General features: G+C 59.8%; 13 protein-coding genes and 1 tRNA gene. 7 read left to right on the forward strand and 7 right to left on the reverse strand.

The window, feature by feature from the left end; all coding sequences use genetic code 11:
• Positions 1 to 18: 18 nt before the first annotated feature.
• On the reverse strand, positions 19 to 2253 hold the full coding sequence (locus AC07N8_RS18420; RefSeq protein WP_493145274.1) for a DNA internalization-related competence protein ComEC/Rec2: 2235 nt from the start codon (positions 2251 to 2253) through the stop codon (positions 19 to 21).
• 135 nt (positions 2254 to 2388) lie between these two features.
• Between AC07N8_RS18420 and AC07N8_RS18425 the strand changes: the two genes are divergently transcribed.
• Positions 2389 to 2904 carry a DUF2062 domain-containing protein gene (locus AC07N8_RS18425; RefSeq protein ID WP_483841374.1) on the forward strand — a complete coding sequence of 172 codons (516 nt, stop codon included), beginning with the start codon at positions 2389 to 2391 and terminating at the stop codon, positions 2902 to 2904.
• Positions 2905 to 3058: 154 nt separating this feature from the next.
• On the opposite strand, the gene AC07N8_RS18430 is transcribed toward AC07N8_RS18425, so the two are convergent.
• The 4 genes from AC07N8_RS18430 to AC07N8_RS18445 form a co-directional block, all read right to left on the reverse strand.
• Entirely contained in the window at positions 3059 to 3838 is a 780-nt protein-coding gene (locus tag AC07N8_RS18430; RefSeq protein WP_483841375.1) for an ABC transporter permease, read from the reverse strand.
• Positions 3835 to 4767, reverse strand: a complete 933-nt coding sequence (locus AC07N8_RS18435) for an ABC transporter ATP-binding protein (protein WP_483841376.1) — start codon at positions 4765 to 4767, stop codon at positions 3835 to 3837. The genes AC07N8_RS18430 and AC07N8_RS18435 overlap by 4 nt, the downstream gene beginning before the upstream one ends.
• 131 nt (positions 4768 to 4898) lie before the next feature.
• A complete protein-coding gene (locus AC07N8_RS18440) occupies positions 4899 to 5522 on the reverse strand; it encodes a glutathione S-transferase family protein (protein ID WP_483841377.1) in 624 nt (207 codons plus the stop codon).
• Between the two features lie 43 nt (positions 5523 to 5565).
• Positions 5566 to 6225, reverse strand: a complete 660-nt coding sequence (locus tag AC07N8_RS18445) for a transglutaminase-like domain-containing protein (protein WP_483841378.1) — start codon at positions 6223 to 6225, stop codon at positions 5566 to 5568.
• A gap of 248 nt (positions 6226 to 6473) precedes the next feature.
• Between AC07N8_RS18445 and AC07N8_RS18450 the strand changes: the two genes are divergently transcribed.
• Positions 6474 to 8921: an acyl-CoA dehydrogenase gene (locus AC07N8_RS18450; protein ID WP_493145277.1), complete on the forward strand. Its 2448-nt coding sequence runs from the start codon at positions 6474 to 6476 to the stop codon at positions 8919 to 8921.
• Between the two features lie 74 nt (positions 8922 to 8995).
• A complete protein-coding gene (locus tag AC07N8_RS18455) occupies positions 8996 to 9403 on the forward strand; it encodes a PA2817 family protein (RefSeq protein WP_027924016.1) in 408 nt (135 codons plus the stop codon).
• A 157-nt stretch (positions 9404 to 9560) separates the two neighbouring features.
• Here AC07N8_RS18455 and AC07N8_RS18460 read toward each other — a convergent pair whose 3' ends face one another.
• The gene (locus AC07N8_RS18460; protein WP_483841380.1) at positions 9561 to 10550 is read right to left on the reverse strand and encodes a LysR family transcriptional regulator; all 990 of its coding nucleotides are present in this window, start codon (positions 10548 to 10550) and stop codon (positions 9561 to 9563) included.
• A 90-nt stretch (positions 10551 to 10640) separates the two neighbouring features.
• Here AC07N8_RS18460 and AC07N8_RS18465 point away from each other — a divergent pair, with 90 nt between their 5' ends.
• The 4 genes from AC07N8_RS18465 to AC07N8_RS18480 all read left to right on the forward strand — a co-directional run bounded on the left by AC07N8_RS18465 (position 10641) and on the right by AC07N8_RS18480 (position 14707).
• A complete protein-coding gene (locus AC07N8_RS18465) occupies positions 10641 to 11267 on the forward strand; it encodes an alanyl-tRNA editing protein (protein WP_493145282.1) in 627 nt (208 codons plus the stop codon).
• 92 nt (positions 11268 to 11359) lie between these two features.
• Positions 11360 to 12130, forward strand: coding sequence for a 2OG-Fe(II) oxygenase (locus AC07N8_RS18470; protein WP_483841382.1), 771 nt, complete (start codon positions 11360 to 11362; stop codon positions 12128 to 12130).
• 1 nt (position 12131) lies between these two features.
• Positions 12132 to 12770 (forward strand): LysE family translocator, encoded by a 639-nt coding sequence (locus tag AC07N8_RS18475; RefSeq protein ID WP_493145284.1) that lies wholly within the window; start codon positions 12132 to 12134, stop codon positions 12768 to 12770.
• Positions 12771 to 12967: 197 nt separating this feature from the next.
• A complete protein-coding gene (locus tag AC07N8_RS18480) occupies positions 12968 to 14707 on the forward strand; it encodes a dipeptidase (RefSeq protein ID WP_493145286.1) in 1740 nt (579 codons plus the stop codon).
• A 204-nt stretch (positions 14708 to 14911) separates the two neighbouring features.
• Here the strand turns inward: AC07N8_RS18480 and AC07N8_RS18485 are convergent.
• A tRNA-Gly gene (locus tag AC07N8_RS18485) sits at positions 14912 to 14987 on the reverse strand.

A 14987-nucleotide genomic window follows, 5' to 3' on the forward strand; every position in this document is an offset into this window, starting at 1 on the left:
GGCTTTAATAACTCTCGGCTATTTATTGACCGGCGGTGGATCGCGCCAGAAACGCCGGTCCAGACGCATCGTCCACGGTGGCTGGAAACGCCCGAGTTGCAGATGAATGGCACCGTGCTCGGCGCTGTCATAAATCGCCATGCGGCGTTTTTGATAACGCGCCACGACCGTTGGGTGCGGGTGGCCAAAGGAATTGCCCTGGCCACGGGAGATCAATACGGCCTTGGCTTGCAATACGCTCAACAGGGCCATCGACGAGGAACTGCGGCTGCCGTGATGCGGTGATTGCAACCAATCGGTGGCCACCGCCAGTGGACTCTCCAGCAAGGCCCGCTCGGCAGCGATGTCGATATCACCGGTCAGCAACAGTCGCTCGCCGCTGGCTTCTATTTGCAGGACGCAGGATTTCTGGTTGCTGTCATAGGCTGACGTCCATTGCCACAACTGGAAATTCACACCGTCCCAGCTCCATTGCCGGCCGCTGTCACAGCCTTGGGCTTGCAGTTCGGCAGGTAAACCCTCGGGATCGCCACTGAGAATCTGTTTGACCGGCAGGCCATTGCTCACGGCTCGCGCACCGCCGGCGTGATCGGCATCGGCGTGACTGATCAGCATCAGGTCGAGCCCTTCCACTCCGAGTTTTCGCAACGACGGCAGCACCACCCGCGCCCCCATGTCCATGTCGCCGAAACGCGGCCCGGCGTCATACAACAGCGTGTGATGACGGGTCCGCACCAGGATGGCCAAGCCTTGGCCGACGTCCAGTTGCCAGACATCGGCCATGCCTTCCGGCAACAGGGGCCGAGGCGCAAAGACCAGCAACAACAGCAACGGCCACCCCAAAGGGCGTAACGGCACGCCTCGCGGCAACAACAGCAGGACGGCGCCCAACGTACCGAGCGCCCAACTCCACAACGGAACCGCCATCGGCACCCAAGCGGGCAATTGCCCGGCCATCATTGTCAGCGCCTTGAACATCCCGTCGATCAAACCACCCGCCAGCCACAGCAGCCCTTCGCCGATATAAGGCACGGGCAACAACAATGTCCCGAGCAAGGCTGGCGGCAACACCACCAGGCTGATCCAGGGCACTGCCAGCAGGTTGACCACCGGCCCGCTGAGGCTGATCGGCAAGCCGAGCACCAGCAACAACGGGCACAGGCCGATCGCGATCAACCATTGAGCCCGGGTCCAGGTTTGCCACCACCGCCAGGGGCCCAGCCGCCCGCCAAAGGTGAAGATCAACACCGCCACGGCAGCGAAGGACAACCAGAAACCCGGTTGCAGACTGGCCAACGGATCCAGCAGCAAAACGCCATTGAGCGCCAGCAACAGCGGCCACCAGGCGCCGAGGTGACGAAAACGTAGCCGCCACAGCAGCACCAGACCGATCATCACGCAGGCGCGTTGCACCGGAACGTCGAAGCCGGCCAGCAGCCCGTAAGCCAGCGCCGCCGAGAACGCCAGTCCGCATGCCCATGGCAGCCACGGCAAACGTCCTGGCCACAGGCCAAAACGCGCCAACCCGGCAATCAGCAGGTAGACCAGCCCCGCCAGCATTCCGATGTGCTGCCCGGAAATCACCAGCAGATGCACGGTGCCGGTGTCTTGCAGCACTTGCCATTCCTCACGGCTCAACCCGGCGCCATCGCCCAGTACCAGCGCGGTCAATGCGGCGGTTCGGCCTTGGGCATCGACCGCGAGTAAACGCCGGCGAATGCCGTCGCGCCACGCCCATCGGGCTTCGGCGAGTCGCTCGCCGTCCTTGACCGTGCCGGTCGCACCGATGCGTTGAGCCAGCAGCCAGGCGTCGTAATCGAAGGCATGCGGATTGAGCAGCCCGGCAGGACGCTTCAACTTGACCGCCAGTCGCCAGCGTTCGCCGCTGCTGACGGGTGGCCCGCCATACCAGGCCAGGCGCAAACGCCTGGGCAACTTCGTTCGCCTTGACTGACTGTCCGTCAGTTCGAATCGCACCACGCCGTCGGCATTTTGCGGCAGCCCGGTCACCCGCCCTTCAACCCAACGGGTTTCGCCGTCGAGTTTTTGCGACAGCCGATCATCCAGCGCCCACTGCGCATTCGCGCACGCCCAACTGAAGCCGAACAGAAAAAACGCCAACGCAGATGTCCGAAACGGCAATAGCATCAAAGCCGGCAGTGGCAGCAACATCCAAAACCAGACCGGCGGTAAAACCGGCAAAAGACGCAGGGTCAGCAAACCCAGCGCAAGCGCCAACATCCCAGTGCGCATACACTCATCCTTGAGAGTCCCCACCTAGGCATAGCCGGCCAACCGCACCGGCGCCGATATCAATTGTCACAAAGTCTGAATGGGCGGTTCGTAGAATCCAGACATACTTGCCGCCTTAACCGACCGAGAAGCCTTATGCCCCGGCGCTTGTTCAAACGCTACATGCCAGACCCGACCAGCATCAGGGAACACAAATCCTTACGCTTTCTCGGCACCCTGCTGCATGACCCCAACCTCTGGCACCTCAACCGCCACTCCGTGGCGCGGGCGATGGCGGTCGGCCTGTTCGCGGCGTTTCTGCCGATCCCGTTGCAGATGCTCCTGGCCGCGGTGCTGGCGATCATGGTGCGGGGCAACATGCCGATAGCGGTGAGCCTGGTCTGGCTGACCAATCCGATTACCATGCCGGCGGTGTTTTTCTGCACGTACCAGACCGGGGCGTGGCTGTTGGATGTGCCTGCCCGCCAATTGCCTGATGCATTGTCCTGGGAATGGATCAGCGGCGAATTATCGACGTTATGGCAACCGTTTTTGCTGGGGTCGGTGGTGACGGGGCTGGTGTTGGGGGCTCTCGCCTACTTCCTGACCATGACGTACTGGCGGTGGTGGGTGGCGCGACAGTGGAAACGGCGCAAGAAAAACCGGATGTAGGAATGCAAAACGGCCTCCAGTGTGGAGGCCGTTTTTTATGCGGTGTTTGTGTTGGCCCCTTCGCGAGCAGGCTCGCTCCCACAGGGATCTTCAGCGAGACATAGATCCAGTGTGTGAGCGAGCCTGCTCGCGAAAGGGGCAACGCGGTGTTGAATCAGGTACGCATCCCGCGCCCGCTGACCAGCAACCGTGCACAACCGACATACAACACAAGCGTCGCCACCAGCATAAAGGTGATCGCGATGCTGATCTTGATGTCCGAAACCCCAAGGATGCCGTATCGGAAGGCATTGACCATGTGCAGCACCGGGTTCGCCAGGGACACGGTCTGCCAGAACGGAGGCAACAGGGAGATCGAGTAAAACACCCCGCCCAGGTAAGTCAGCGGTGTCAGCACGAAGGTCGGGATGATCGAGATGTCATCGAAGTTGCGTGCAAACACGGCGTTGATGAAGCCCAGCAGCGAGAAGATCGTCGCCGTCAGCACCACCACCAGAATGGTCACGCCGAGGTGATGCACCTGCAAATCGGTGAAGAACAGCGACAGGATCGTCACGATGATCCCGACCATCAACCCGCGCAGCACGCCGCCCAGGGTGTAGCCGATCAGAATTGTATGCGGAGACACCGGCGACACCATCAGTTCCTCGATGGAGCGCTGGAACTTGCTGCCGAAGAAACTCGACACCACGTTGCCGTAGGAGTTGGTGATCACCGACATCATGATCAGGCCCGGCACGATGTACTCCATGTAGGTGAAGCCACCCATGCCACCAATCTGCTTGCCGATCAGATTGCCGAAGATCACGAAGTACAAAACCATGGTGATGGCCGGCGGCAGCAGCGTCTGCGGCCAGATCCGGGTAAAACGCCGGACCTCACGGTAAACGATGGTATTGAGGGCAACGAGGTTGGGCTGCAACTCGGAACTCATACCGCCACCTTCGACAGATTTTTCTCCACCAGGGACACGAACAACTCCTCGAGGCGATTGGTTTTGTTACGCAGGCTCAGCACTTCAATGTTTTGCTGCGCCAGTTGAGTAAACAGCGCGGTGATGCCCATGGCCTTGTCGACCTGGACTTCCAGCGTGTGACCATCGAGCAGACGGGTCGGGTAGCCGAGCAACTGCGGCGCGCTGGTCAATGTGTTTTTAATATCGAGCAGGAAGGTTTCCACATGCAGCTGGCTGAGCAACTGCTTCATGCTGGTGTTCTCGACAATGGTGCCGTGGTCGATGATGCCGATGTTGCGGCACAACTGCTCAGCCTCCTCCAGGTAATGCGTGGTGAGGATGATGGTGATGCCTTTCTGGTTCAGCTCGGTGAGGAAGGTCCACATCGAGCGACGCAGTTCGATGTCCACGCCCGCCGTCGGTTCGTCGAGGATCAGCAGGCGTGGTTCGTGGACCAGCGCACGGGCGATCATCAATCGACGCTTCATACCACCAGACAGTGAACGCGACGGCACATCGCGTTTGTCCCACAGCCCCAGTTGGGTCAGGTATTGCTCGGCGCGTTCCTTGGCAACTTTCGGCGGGATGCCGTAATAACCGGCCTGGGTCACGACGATATCGAAGGTCTTTTCGAACTGGTTGAAGTTGAATTCCTGGGGCACCACGCCGATGGAGCGCTTGAGCTGCGCAGGATTCTTGTCCAGGTCGTGACCGAAGATATTCACCGTTCCGCTGGTCTTGTTCACCAGGGTCGAGAGAATGCCGATGGTCGTGGATTTGCCGGCACCGTTAGGGCCGAGCAAGGCGAAGAAGTCACCTTCGGCAACGTCCAGATCGATACCACTCAGGGCCTGGAAACCGTTGCCGTAGGTTTTGGTTAGCTGCCGGATGGACAGAGCGGAACTCATATCGGATTACGCACCAAGAAGGAAGAAAGGGATAAAAGACGGCCGGCGGCGACGGGAACAACCACGGCACGTGAGCGCAATGGTGCTTGTCGCCGCCACACAAGTACAGTCAAGTGTGTCGATAGTGAGTATTAAGTCAACGCGGTCATAACGGCTTTTTGATACGCCGGACGCTGTTTCAACCGGGCGTACCACGCCTCGAGATGTGGCAGTGACCGGCGCTCGATCGGCATTTCGAACCAAGCATAAATAGCACTGCCGAGCGGAATATCGCCCATGCCGATTTCATCGCCAGACAAGTACGGCGTGACGGCCAGTGCCTGATCGGCCATCGACAGCAAGTCCTCGCATTCCTTGATCGCGGCATGGATGGCTGGCCAGTCCTGCTTGTCGGCCGGCGTGCGCAATACCCCCCAGAACACGGTGCGGAACGGGCCGGCAAGGCTTGAAGTGGCCCAGTCCATCCATTTGTCGGCCGTGGCGCGAGCTTGCAGATTCGCCGGATACCACGCCGTGCCGCTGGCGTGACTGGCCAACAGGTAACGCACGATAGCGTTGGATTCCCACAACACAAAACCGTCGTCTTCGATGACGGGCACGCGGCCGTTAGGGTTCATCGCCCGGTACTGCGGAGTATCGACGACACCAAAGGCGCCGCCCGCATCGATGGCCTCGTAGGCCAGCCCCAGTTCTTCGGCGGCCCACAAAGGCTTTCTGACATTCGACGAGTTTTTACGACCCCAGATCTTCAGCATGACCGCCTCTTTTTCGACAAGTGGGCAGGCAGCATACGCCGGATCAGGCGCGACTCAAATCGCTCTGCATATCTCCCAGCAGGACCGGCAGTGTGTCGCTGAACAGGTGCGGATAGCACTTTTCCAGGTGCTCGAAAAAGAACGCTTCCGGCACATCGGTGAACTGGCCGTGATCGACCAGATACTCCATCAACTGTGCGCCATCGCGATTGAACGGATGAAAGACACTGTCGCTGATCCCGTCGAACTCCAGCGGCGCGACATTGAACAATTCACACAGTTGCTGGTTGAACGCCGGCGTGGCCTTGACCCAGCGGTCGTTCAGATACAGCTCGGTGTAGCCGTGCATGGCGAACACATCGCTTTTCAGCAGTTCAAGCAAGCGCGGGGTCGATAGGTGATTACGCACATCCGCAAGACCGATGCGCGCCGGGATCGCGCAATGTCGCGCGGCGCCGGCCAGCAACGTGGCTTTGGGCACGCAATAGCTTTCCCCGGCGGCCAGCGCATAACTGCCGCGCAAGGTCTCCGGGTCGCGGCTGAACGTGTAGGGGTTGTAGCGCACCGCCTCGCGCACCGCGTAATAAAGTCTGATCGCCTGCTCGAGCGGATCACGACCGCTGCCGCGATGTGTTTCGGCGAACTCCACCACCGAGGGGTGGTCACTATCGATGAAGCGGCCGGGACTCAAGTACTCGTGCATGAGATCAATCTCCTGGGGAAGCCTCGAGTCTAGCGACAGGTTCAGCACAGAGATAACGACGTTTCGGCCAAACTTGGGCGCATTGTCGCGTAGGAAACGAACGAATTCCCAAGCGTGTTGCCAACCGAGCCTACAAATCTCGTCCAAGGTTTCCCACGATTTCAATCACCTCGCTCTGACCACCCTGTTTGGCGGATGCCGTCTAAGCTCTGAAGGTTGGTTTTACCCTGGTTCACGGAGGATTAAATATGCTGCTGTTGTGGATACTGGTTCTGATTGTCGGGATAGCCTGGTTAGCCCATCGTCGCACCGCCCCCCTGCCCGCCCTGTGCATTGTTGCCGTCTACATCGTCGCGATGGGGGCTTTCAGCCGCGCGCCGGGTTGGCTGCTGCTGGTGTTCTGGGTGTTGATTGCAGCCGTTGCGGCGCCATTGCTGCTGCCCGACCTGCGTCGCAAGTTCTTCAGCGCGCCGCTGTTCAGCTGGTTCCAGAAAACCCTGCCGCCGATGTCGCAAACCGAACGCGACGCCATCGACGCCGGCACCGTGTGGTGGGACGGCGAATTGTTCAGCGGCCGTCCAGACTGGGACAAATTGCTGTCCTATCCAAAAGCCCAGCTGACTGAAGAAGAACAGGCGTTCATTGACGGCCCGACCGACGAACTCTGCGCCATGGTCACCGACTGGCAGATCGGCCAAGACATGGACCTGCCCGCCGAAGCCTGGGCGCACATCAAGGAAAACGGCTTCTTCGCGCTGATTATTCCCAAGGAATTTGGCGGCAAGGGCTTCTCCGCCTACGCCCACTCCCAAGTCGCGATGAAACTGGCGACCCGCAGCGGCGACCTTGCGTCCACCGTGATGGTCCCCAACTCCCTCGGCCCGGCCGAACTGCTGCTGCATTACGGCACCGACGAACAACGCAATCATTACCTGCCTCGGCTGGCCCGTGGTGACGACATTCCCTGCTTCGCGTTGACCGGCCCGCTGGCCGGTTCCGACGCCGGGGCAATGCCCGACACCGGGGTGATCTGCAAAGGTGAATGGGAAGGCAAGGAAACCCTCGGCCTGCGCCTGAACTGGGAAAAGCGCTACATCACCCTCGGCCCGGTGGCGACCCTGCTCGGCCTCGCCTTCAAGGCCTATGACCCGGACCACTTGCTGGGTGACAAGGAAGACCTGGGCATCAGCCTGGCGCTGATTCCGACCGACACGGCGGGTGTTGAAATCGGCCGCCGTCACCTGCCGCTGGGGGCCGCGTTCATGAACGGCCCGAACTCCGGCAAGGACGTGTTCGTGCCGCTCGATTTCCTCATCGGCGGCCAGGAAATGCTCGGCAAAGGCTGGATGATGCTGATGAATTGCCTGTCGGTCGGGCGATCGATCTCGTTGCCGGCAGTCGGCACCGGCGCGGCCAAGTTCACCAGCCTGGTGACGGGGCAATACGCTCAGGTCCGTGAGCAATTCAACGTTCCATTGTCGGCGTTCGAAGGGATTCAGGAAGCCATGGCGCGCATCGGCGGCAACGCCTGGATGATGGATGCGGCGCGCATGCTGACCGCCAACGCGGTGGACCTGGGCGAGAAACCGTCGGTGCTCTCGGCGATTCTCAAGTATCACCTTACCGAACGCGGTCGCGAGTGCATCAGTCACGCGATGGACGTTCACGGCGGGAAAGCCATCATCATGGGGCCGAACAACTACCTCGGTCGCAGCTGGAATGGCGCGCCGATTTCCATCACCGTGGAAGGCGCGAACATTCTTTCGCGCAACCTGATGATCTTCGGCCAGGGTGCCATTCGCTGCCATCCGTTCGTGCTCAAGGAAATGGCCCTCGCCGGTCGTGAAGACAAGGACCAGGCACTCACCGAGTTCGATGGCCTGCTGCTCAAACACATTGGTTTTGCCGTGAGCAACGCCGCCAGCACGCTGGTGCTGAACCTCGGTTTCGGGCACTTCGAACACACGCCGGGCAATAAGCTCAGCCAGGGCTATTTCCGCGCGCTCAACCGTCAGGCCGCGGCGTTCGCCATGCTGGCGGACCTGAGCATGATGCTGCTGGGCGGCGAACTGAAACGCCGCGAACGCCTGTCGGCACGCCTCGGGGATGTGCTCAGCAACCTGTACCTCGCCTCTGCCGCTCTCAAGCGTTACCACGATCTCGATTCACCGGAACACATGGCGCCGCTGTTCACCTGGGCCATGGAGGAAAGCCTTGGCCAATCGGAACGGGCACTGGATGAACTGCTGAGCAATTTCCCGAACAAGGTAGTGGGCTGCCTGTTGCGGGTGATCGTGTTCCCGTTCGGCCGTCGACACAAAGGGCCGTCGGACAAACTCGGCGCCGAAGTGGCTGCAGTGATTGGTCGCGCCAAGGGCGACCCGACACTCGAGGAGTTGCTGGACGGGTGCTACCGTCCGCAATCAGCCGAGGATGCCGTCGGTGCCTTGCAACACGCCTGCAATCTGTTGAACGCTGCGCAGCCACTGCAGAAAAAACTGCACATTGCGCTCAAAAGTGGCCAGGTCAAACCGGCCGCCGGCGAACACGTGATCGATGCCGCGCTGGAGGCGGGTGTATTGCAGGCAACGGAAGCGCAGACCCTGCGGGCCGCCGAAACGGCACGACGCAAGGTGATCGACGTCGATGATTTCGACAAAGAGGAGCTGGCGCTGGCACCCGGAAAGGTCCGCTGATCCAGTGCCCCCATGCAAAACGGACGCAGGGGCTTTATACTCCCGCGCCCGTTTTGCTCTTGAGGACTTATCTCGTGTCCAACGTCGTTGCCGACCATCTCGTCTTGCTTGACCACTTGCGCAGCATCCTGGTCGCCGTGGGTGAGGCCGAACAGGTTCCCGAAGAAAGCCATGCCTTGTTCCTGGAGCGCTTCGATGAATTGCGTGCGTTGCTGCCGGTCGATCCGATCGAAAGCCAATACCTGGGCCAGGACATTCTCTGCCAGGTAATCACTCGCTACCCGCAAATTGCCCACCTGGTCCCGCGCGACCTGCTGTGGTACTTCGCCGGTGACTGCCTGCATTACATGCCCGATGATGAAATCGATCTGTATCAGGCGCTGGAAGAACGTCGCTTCGAAGCTGAACAGAACGACGAACCGTTTGACTGGAATCAGGAAAAGCAGCTGCTGGCGATGTCGAACGACGACAGCAAGCACTGATTTCCGATCAGTAATGCAAAAGGCCCGCATGGTTGAACATGCGGGCCTTTTTTGTGGCCGGTAATGTGGCGCCTGGGAGGACGCCTTCGCGAGCAAGCCCGCTCCCACATTTGACCGTGTTCCAATGTGGGAGCGGGCTTGCTCGCGAAGGGGCCAGTCAAAGCAACCCATCACTCTCAGGCAACTCATATTCCGCAGCCACCCTGCCGGCCTTCCCCGGCTTGCTCAACGTCGGCTCCTTCTCCAGACACTCCACCAGATAATCAATAAACACTCGCAACTTCGGCGGCAGATAGCGTGTCGGCGAATGCAGCAACCACGCACCACCATGGTACGAAGCCAGAAACGTCCAGTCCGGCAACACCTGCACAATCAGCCCCTGCTCCAGCGCATAACGCGCGGTGAAATACGGCAGGCTGCCAATGCCGATGTGCTGCAACACAGCGCCCAACCGCACACCCGTATGATTGGCGGCATACCGCCCACGCACGCCAACCGTCACCGCTTTGGTGCCTTTCTTGAATTTCCAGCGCGCATCGCTCGGGGTTTCGCCCAAGTAGATGCAACTGTGATTGAGCAAGTCATGGGGATGGGTCGGCGTGCCGTGCTCGGCCAGGTATTGCGGCGTAGCACAGAGCAAATGGTCGATGGTCAGCAGTTGCCGCCCCACCAGACCCGCGGGCGGTCGGTCGGTAATACGGATGGCGAGATCAACGTTATCGTCGATCAGATCCACTTGCCGATCCTCAAGCAACAACTCCACATCGACCTTGGGATAACGCCGCAGAAATTCCGGCATGTGCGGGTGAATCACGAATCGCCCCACGGCCTTGGGCACACTGACCCGCACCAAGCCTTCGGCTTCATGGGTGAACTGCCCGCTGATTTCCATCACCGATTTAGCCGCGCTGACCATGTCCTGGCAGCGCTTGAACACCTCTTCGCCACCGTCGCTCAAGCGCAATTTGCGCGTGGTTCGTTGCAGCAGACGCGTGGCCAGCGCCTTCTCCAGACGCGAAATGCTGCGGCTGACCGCCGAAGGTGAAGAACCCAGTTGGCGGGCCGCCTCGGAAAAGCTGCCGGTCTCGACAACCTTGACGAAAATCGCCATTTCACCCAGCAGCGGCAGTGGAAGATTTATGCTCACAGCGCAACAGTCCTTTGATGTTTGAACGGATTATCACGCAATTCCACGCTTCATATAATAAAAATAGAAACTTTAATAAGGGCATGGAATATGACGCTTCGCCTCTTTTTCCATAGTGATGACCTCAAGGCCAATGTGGAAGTCCTGGACTGCACGCCCCACGAGAACGAATTTGCGGTGGTACTTCGCGCCACACTGTTCCATCCCCAGGGTGGCGGACAGCCCTTCGATACAGGCTCGATAGGCGATAGCCAGGTACTGCGAGTCATCCAGGATCCCGAAGGGATCATTCATTTCGTCGACCAGCCGGTAAAACCCGGCATGACCCAGATTCGCGTGGACGGCGAGCGGCGTCAGTTCAATACGCGCATGCATTCGGCCGGGCATCTGATCGGCCACTTCGTCCAGGCCAAGGGCTGGATGCCGATCAAGGCGCATCACTGGCCGGGCGAAGGGCGGGTGCAGTTCAAGGCGCTGGAAAGCGCGCAGGACATCGATACCCAAACCGTTCAACTCGGCATCGAACAGTGGATTGCCGAGGACTTTCCACGCCTGACGTCATTGCGCGAAGGCGCCCGGGAAATCGGTTTCGGTGCACTGCCCGCCTACGGCTGCGGCGGCACCCATGTACGTAGCCTGAAGGAATTGGGCACGGTCACGATCGCCTCCCTTTCATTGAAGAAGGGAACGCTGTCAGTCCACTACACCGTGGATTGAGCATTTGGGCGATGGCGCCACCGTCATCGCCTGACGCCGGGGGAGCCTGCGCTCGCGGGTTCTGTTGACTATCTGATAGATGGACCTAAGACATGATGCTTGACGTCGAGCGTCTCGATGAGACGTGCATAAAAAAACTGGCCAATGAAGAAGTCCTCGCCATCCGCGTCAAAGGCTTGCTGCCCCCGCCGCTGGCGATCCAGATTGGCGACAAGATCCTCGCCCCCGGTTTCGAAGGCTATATCAATGCGCCGAGCATCGGCCGCATCGGCATGGCGTTTTATGAAGCGGAAAACCAGCCGCTGCTGATCGAGGACTACTTCGAACGCGCCACCCGCAACATCGCGGAATTGCGTAACCGTTGCGCGCCCTACTCGTCCCCGGTCGACACCCTGCGCTGCATGCTCGACGAATCCTGGCCGGCAGGCGCGCACCTGGAAAACCTCTACGGTCGCAAGATGTACGTCGGCCTGTCGCGAGTGGTGAAACCGGGCGTTTGTTTTCTGGCCCACCACGACATTTTCGCCAAGGACGCCCCGGACAGTTACCAAGCCAGGAGCCTGGAAGCGCAGTTCGCCTGCAACGTGTACCTGAACATGCCGACCGAGGGCGGCGCACTGCAGATGTGGGACGACGACATTTCGCCAGATCAGTTCGACGAAATGCGCGGCGACAGCTACGGCATCGACCCGGCCCTGCTCGGCCCTCCAACCCTGGAGATACGCCCCGAGCCGGGCGATTTCATCATGTTCAATTCGCGCTGCATGCACTCGGTGACACCGGGCGTGGCGGATCCGCGATTGAGCCTTTCGTTCTTTGTCGGCTACCGCGGCAATGCTTCACCCCTTACCTTCTGGAGTTGAGATGCTTTCGAATTACCTGGGCGAGTTTTTGGCGCTGGCAACCATTCACTTTCTGGCTGTGGTCGCACCCGGGCCGGACTTTGCCGTTACCATCCGCCAGAGCGTGCGTTTCGGCCGGTTGGTGGGCATCTGCACGGCATTGGGTATCGGCGCGGGGATTTCCGTGCACGTGCTTTACACCCTGCTCGGGGTCGGCGCGCTGATGCATACCACGCCGTGGCTGTTGACCGTGGCCAAGGTCGTGGGCGGTGCCTACATTTTGTACCTCGGTGTCAGCCTGCTGCGCAGCAAACCCAAGTCGACGCTTGAGGGCGATAAAATCGCGGACGAGCCTGTCGTCGAACAAACGCTGTTGAAGGCCTTCACCACCGGGTTTTTGACCAACGCGACCAACCCCAAGGCGACGCTGTTTTTCCTGGCGATTTTCACCACCATCATCAGCGCCACGACACCGCTGAACATCCAGGCGCTGTATGGGGTCTGGATGTGTTTTGTGAATGCGTTGTGGTTTGTGATCGTCGCGCTGTTCTTCTCCAGCACCCGGGTGCGCGTGCTGTTCATGCGCATGGGGCATTGGTTTGAACGGACGATGGGGGTGATTCTGATCCTGTTTGCCGGACGCCTGATTCTGTCGATGTAAAACCTGCGCCCGAGCAAAAGGCCCGCCGAGTCTGACTCGCGGGCCTTTTTCATATCTGCGTCGCTTTTGCGTTTCTGTGCGACAGATCCTGCTTCAAGGACTCCCCTTTCACGCCTGCGTGGTGTTAGGTTGGAAATGTTTCTGACCAATCGATCAGACACTTCCCACAAACTGCCTGCAAAGGAATGCCTTTCACAATGGACTTCTCACTCAAGCATCTGGCCGCTTCGACCCTGATTCTGGCCAGCCTTTCGTCGTTTTCCGTCGTCGCACAAACCAACATCACACCGCAACAGAGCGCGACCATTCTCAAGAATTTCAGTGACGCCTCAGCCACGGATTTCAGGCAGTTCCTGGCAGGCGTGGCCAAAAGCGACCTGGCCAAAACCGCCGATCTCGGCCCGGCCATCAGTGCTTTCCAGGACAACAAGACGCTTACCCCTGAACAGCAGAACGAGATCCACCGTCTGCTGGGCCTCTATGCACGGGTGAAATACGGCGCTGCGGCCACCGAGACCTTGCGTGAACTGGTGGCAATCCCGACCTTCCAGGTGGAGGGTGTTGCTCAGCACGACAACCCCGAATTCATCAAGATCGCCGACAAGATCAAAGGCCTTGCCGAGTCCTTCAACCTGAATTTCCGCAACATCGACAACCGCGTCTATGAAATTTCCCTCGAAGGCAGCGGCGATGAAGTGGTCGGCATTCACGCGCATGCCGACGTGGTGCCGGTGACGCCGGAGAACTGGGTCCTGAAAGACGGCACTCGACTGGATCCGTTCAAGGTCACGCTGATCGGCGACCGCATGTATGGCCGCGGCACCGAGGACGACAAGAACGGTATCGTGGTGGCGCTCTACGCCATGAAAGTCATCAAGGAAGAGAAGCTGCCGCTGGCGAGGAACTTCAAGCTGCTGATCGACACCACCGAAGAAACCACCGGCGACGCCATCCCCTATTACTTCGAACACAACCCGACGCCCAACTACAACCTGGCGCTGGACGGCGGCTACCCGGTGGTCATCGCCGAAAAAGGCTACGGCACCGTGATGGCCAGCTTTGCCCGGCGTGACGGCGAAGGCCAGGGCGCGGAAATCACCTCGATGACCGGCGGCCTGGCCACCAATCAGATTCCGTCGGCTTCGGTCGCCACATTAGTGACTGACAAGCCTGCCGAACTGGCCGCCAGCCTGCAAAAGGCCGGTAACGAGTACGCCAAGCGCAATGGTGGAAACTTCGAAGTGAGCGCCAAGGTCGTCGACAAAGACGTCAAGCTCACCGTGACCGGCGTTTCCGCTCATTCCTCCGAGCCCGAGTCTGGCGTCAACCCGGTGGCCAGGATGCTGGACTTCATCAACAGCCTCGACGGAAAAGTCGCGCTCAAGCACAACCACATCACCGACGCTGCCCGCTACGCCGCCGACAACTGGGGGCTGGATTACCTGGGTGGAAAATTGGGTGTCGGTTTTGCCGATCAGTTCATGGGGCCGCTGACCACTTCCCTGACGTTCGTCGGGATGGATGACAAAACCTTCAAGCTGGCGGTCAACCTGCGTGTGCCGAAAGGTAAGTCCCCAGAAGCGCTCAAGGCCGAAATCGCCGAGAAAATCGCGGCCTGGAGCAAGAAAACCCACGTAGCGGCAACGTTCGACTACTCGATCGCTGAGCCGATGTACCGCAACCCTGAAGGCGAATGGGTCAAGGCACTGTTGGCCGTGGCCAGCGAAAACCTGGGCATGGAACACAAGTACGGCACCTCTGCCGGCGCGACCTCGGTGCATGAACTGCCCAATGGCGTGCAATTCGGCCTGGCCCGGCCGGAAATGAAGTACACCGGCCACACGGATAACGAGTTCAAGACGGTCGACCAGTTCCTGCTGGACCTGCAGATCGTGACCGAAATGATGGGGCGCATCGGGCAGTTGCCGAAGCTCTGATCGTCTCTTGGACCTGCCCTGCTGGCGGGTCCAAACCTGGCACTGACCTGTGGCGAGGGAGCAAGCTCCCTCGCCACAGGATATTCAGCGCAGGTCAATTACTGAACTGATCGGCATTTCTCGAAGAAGGTTGTTTGCTGTTGCGCCATAAAAAACGCACAAACAAAAACGCCGCTCATTGCTGAGCGGCGTTTTCGTTAAATATGGAGCGGGAAACGAGACTCGAACTCGCGACCCCGACCTTGGCAAGGTCGTGCTCTACCAACTGAGCTATTCCCGC

This window comes from Pseudomonas sp. GW821-FHT10C09 (assembly GCF_059415465.1).

Coding starts and splice junctions, on each gene's coding strand:
- AC07N8_RS18435 (WP_483841376.1), bottom strand. CDS start 4,767: ATGAGTTCCGCTCTGTCCATCCGGCAGCTAACCAAAACCTACGGCAAC.
- AC07N8_RS18440 (WP_483841377.1), bottom strand. CDS start 5,522: ATGCTGAAGATCTGGGGTCGTAAAAACTCGTCGAATGTCAGAAAGCCT.
- AC07N8_RS18465 (WP_493145282.1), top strand. CDS start 10,641: ATGACGCTTCGCCTCTTTTTCCATAGTGATGACCTCAAGGCCAATGTG.
- AC07N8_RS18445 (WP_483841378.1), bottom strand. CDS start 6,225: ATGCACGAGTACTTGAGTCCCGGCCGCTTCATCGATAGTGACCACCCC.
- AC07N8_RS18430 (WP_483841375.1), bottom strand. CDS start 3,838: ATGAGTTCCGAGTTGCAGCCCAACCTCGTTGCCCTCAATACCATCGTT.
- AC07N8_RS18425 (WP_483841374.1), top strand. CDS start 2,389: ATGCCCCGGCGCTTGTTCAAACGCTACATGCCAGACCCGACCAGCATC.
- AC07N8_RS18420 (WP_493145274.1), bottom strand. CDS start 2,253: ATGCGCACTGGGATGTTGGCGCTTGCGCTGGGTTTGCTGACCCTGCGT.
- AC07N8_RS18475 (WP_493145284.1), top strand. CDS start 12,132: ATGCTTTCGAATTACCTGGGCGAGTTTTTGGCGCTGGCAACCATTCAC.
- AC07N8_RS18450 (WP_493145277.1), top strand. CDS start 6,474: ATGCTGCTGTTGTGGATACTGGTTCTGATTGTCGGGATAGCCTGGTTA.
- AC07N8_RS18480 (WP_493145286.1), top strand. CDS start 12,968: ATGGACTTCTCACTCAAGCATCTGGCCGCTTCGACCCTGATTCTGGCC.
- AC07N8_RS18470 (WP_483841382.1), top strand. CDS start 11,360: ATGATGCTTGACGTCGAGCGTCTCGATGAGACGTGCATAAAAAAACTG.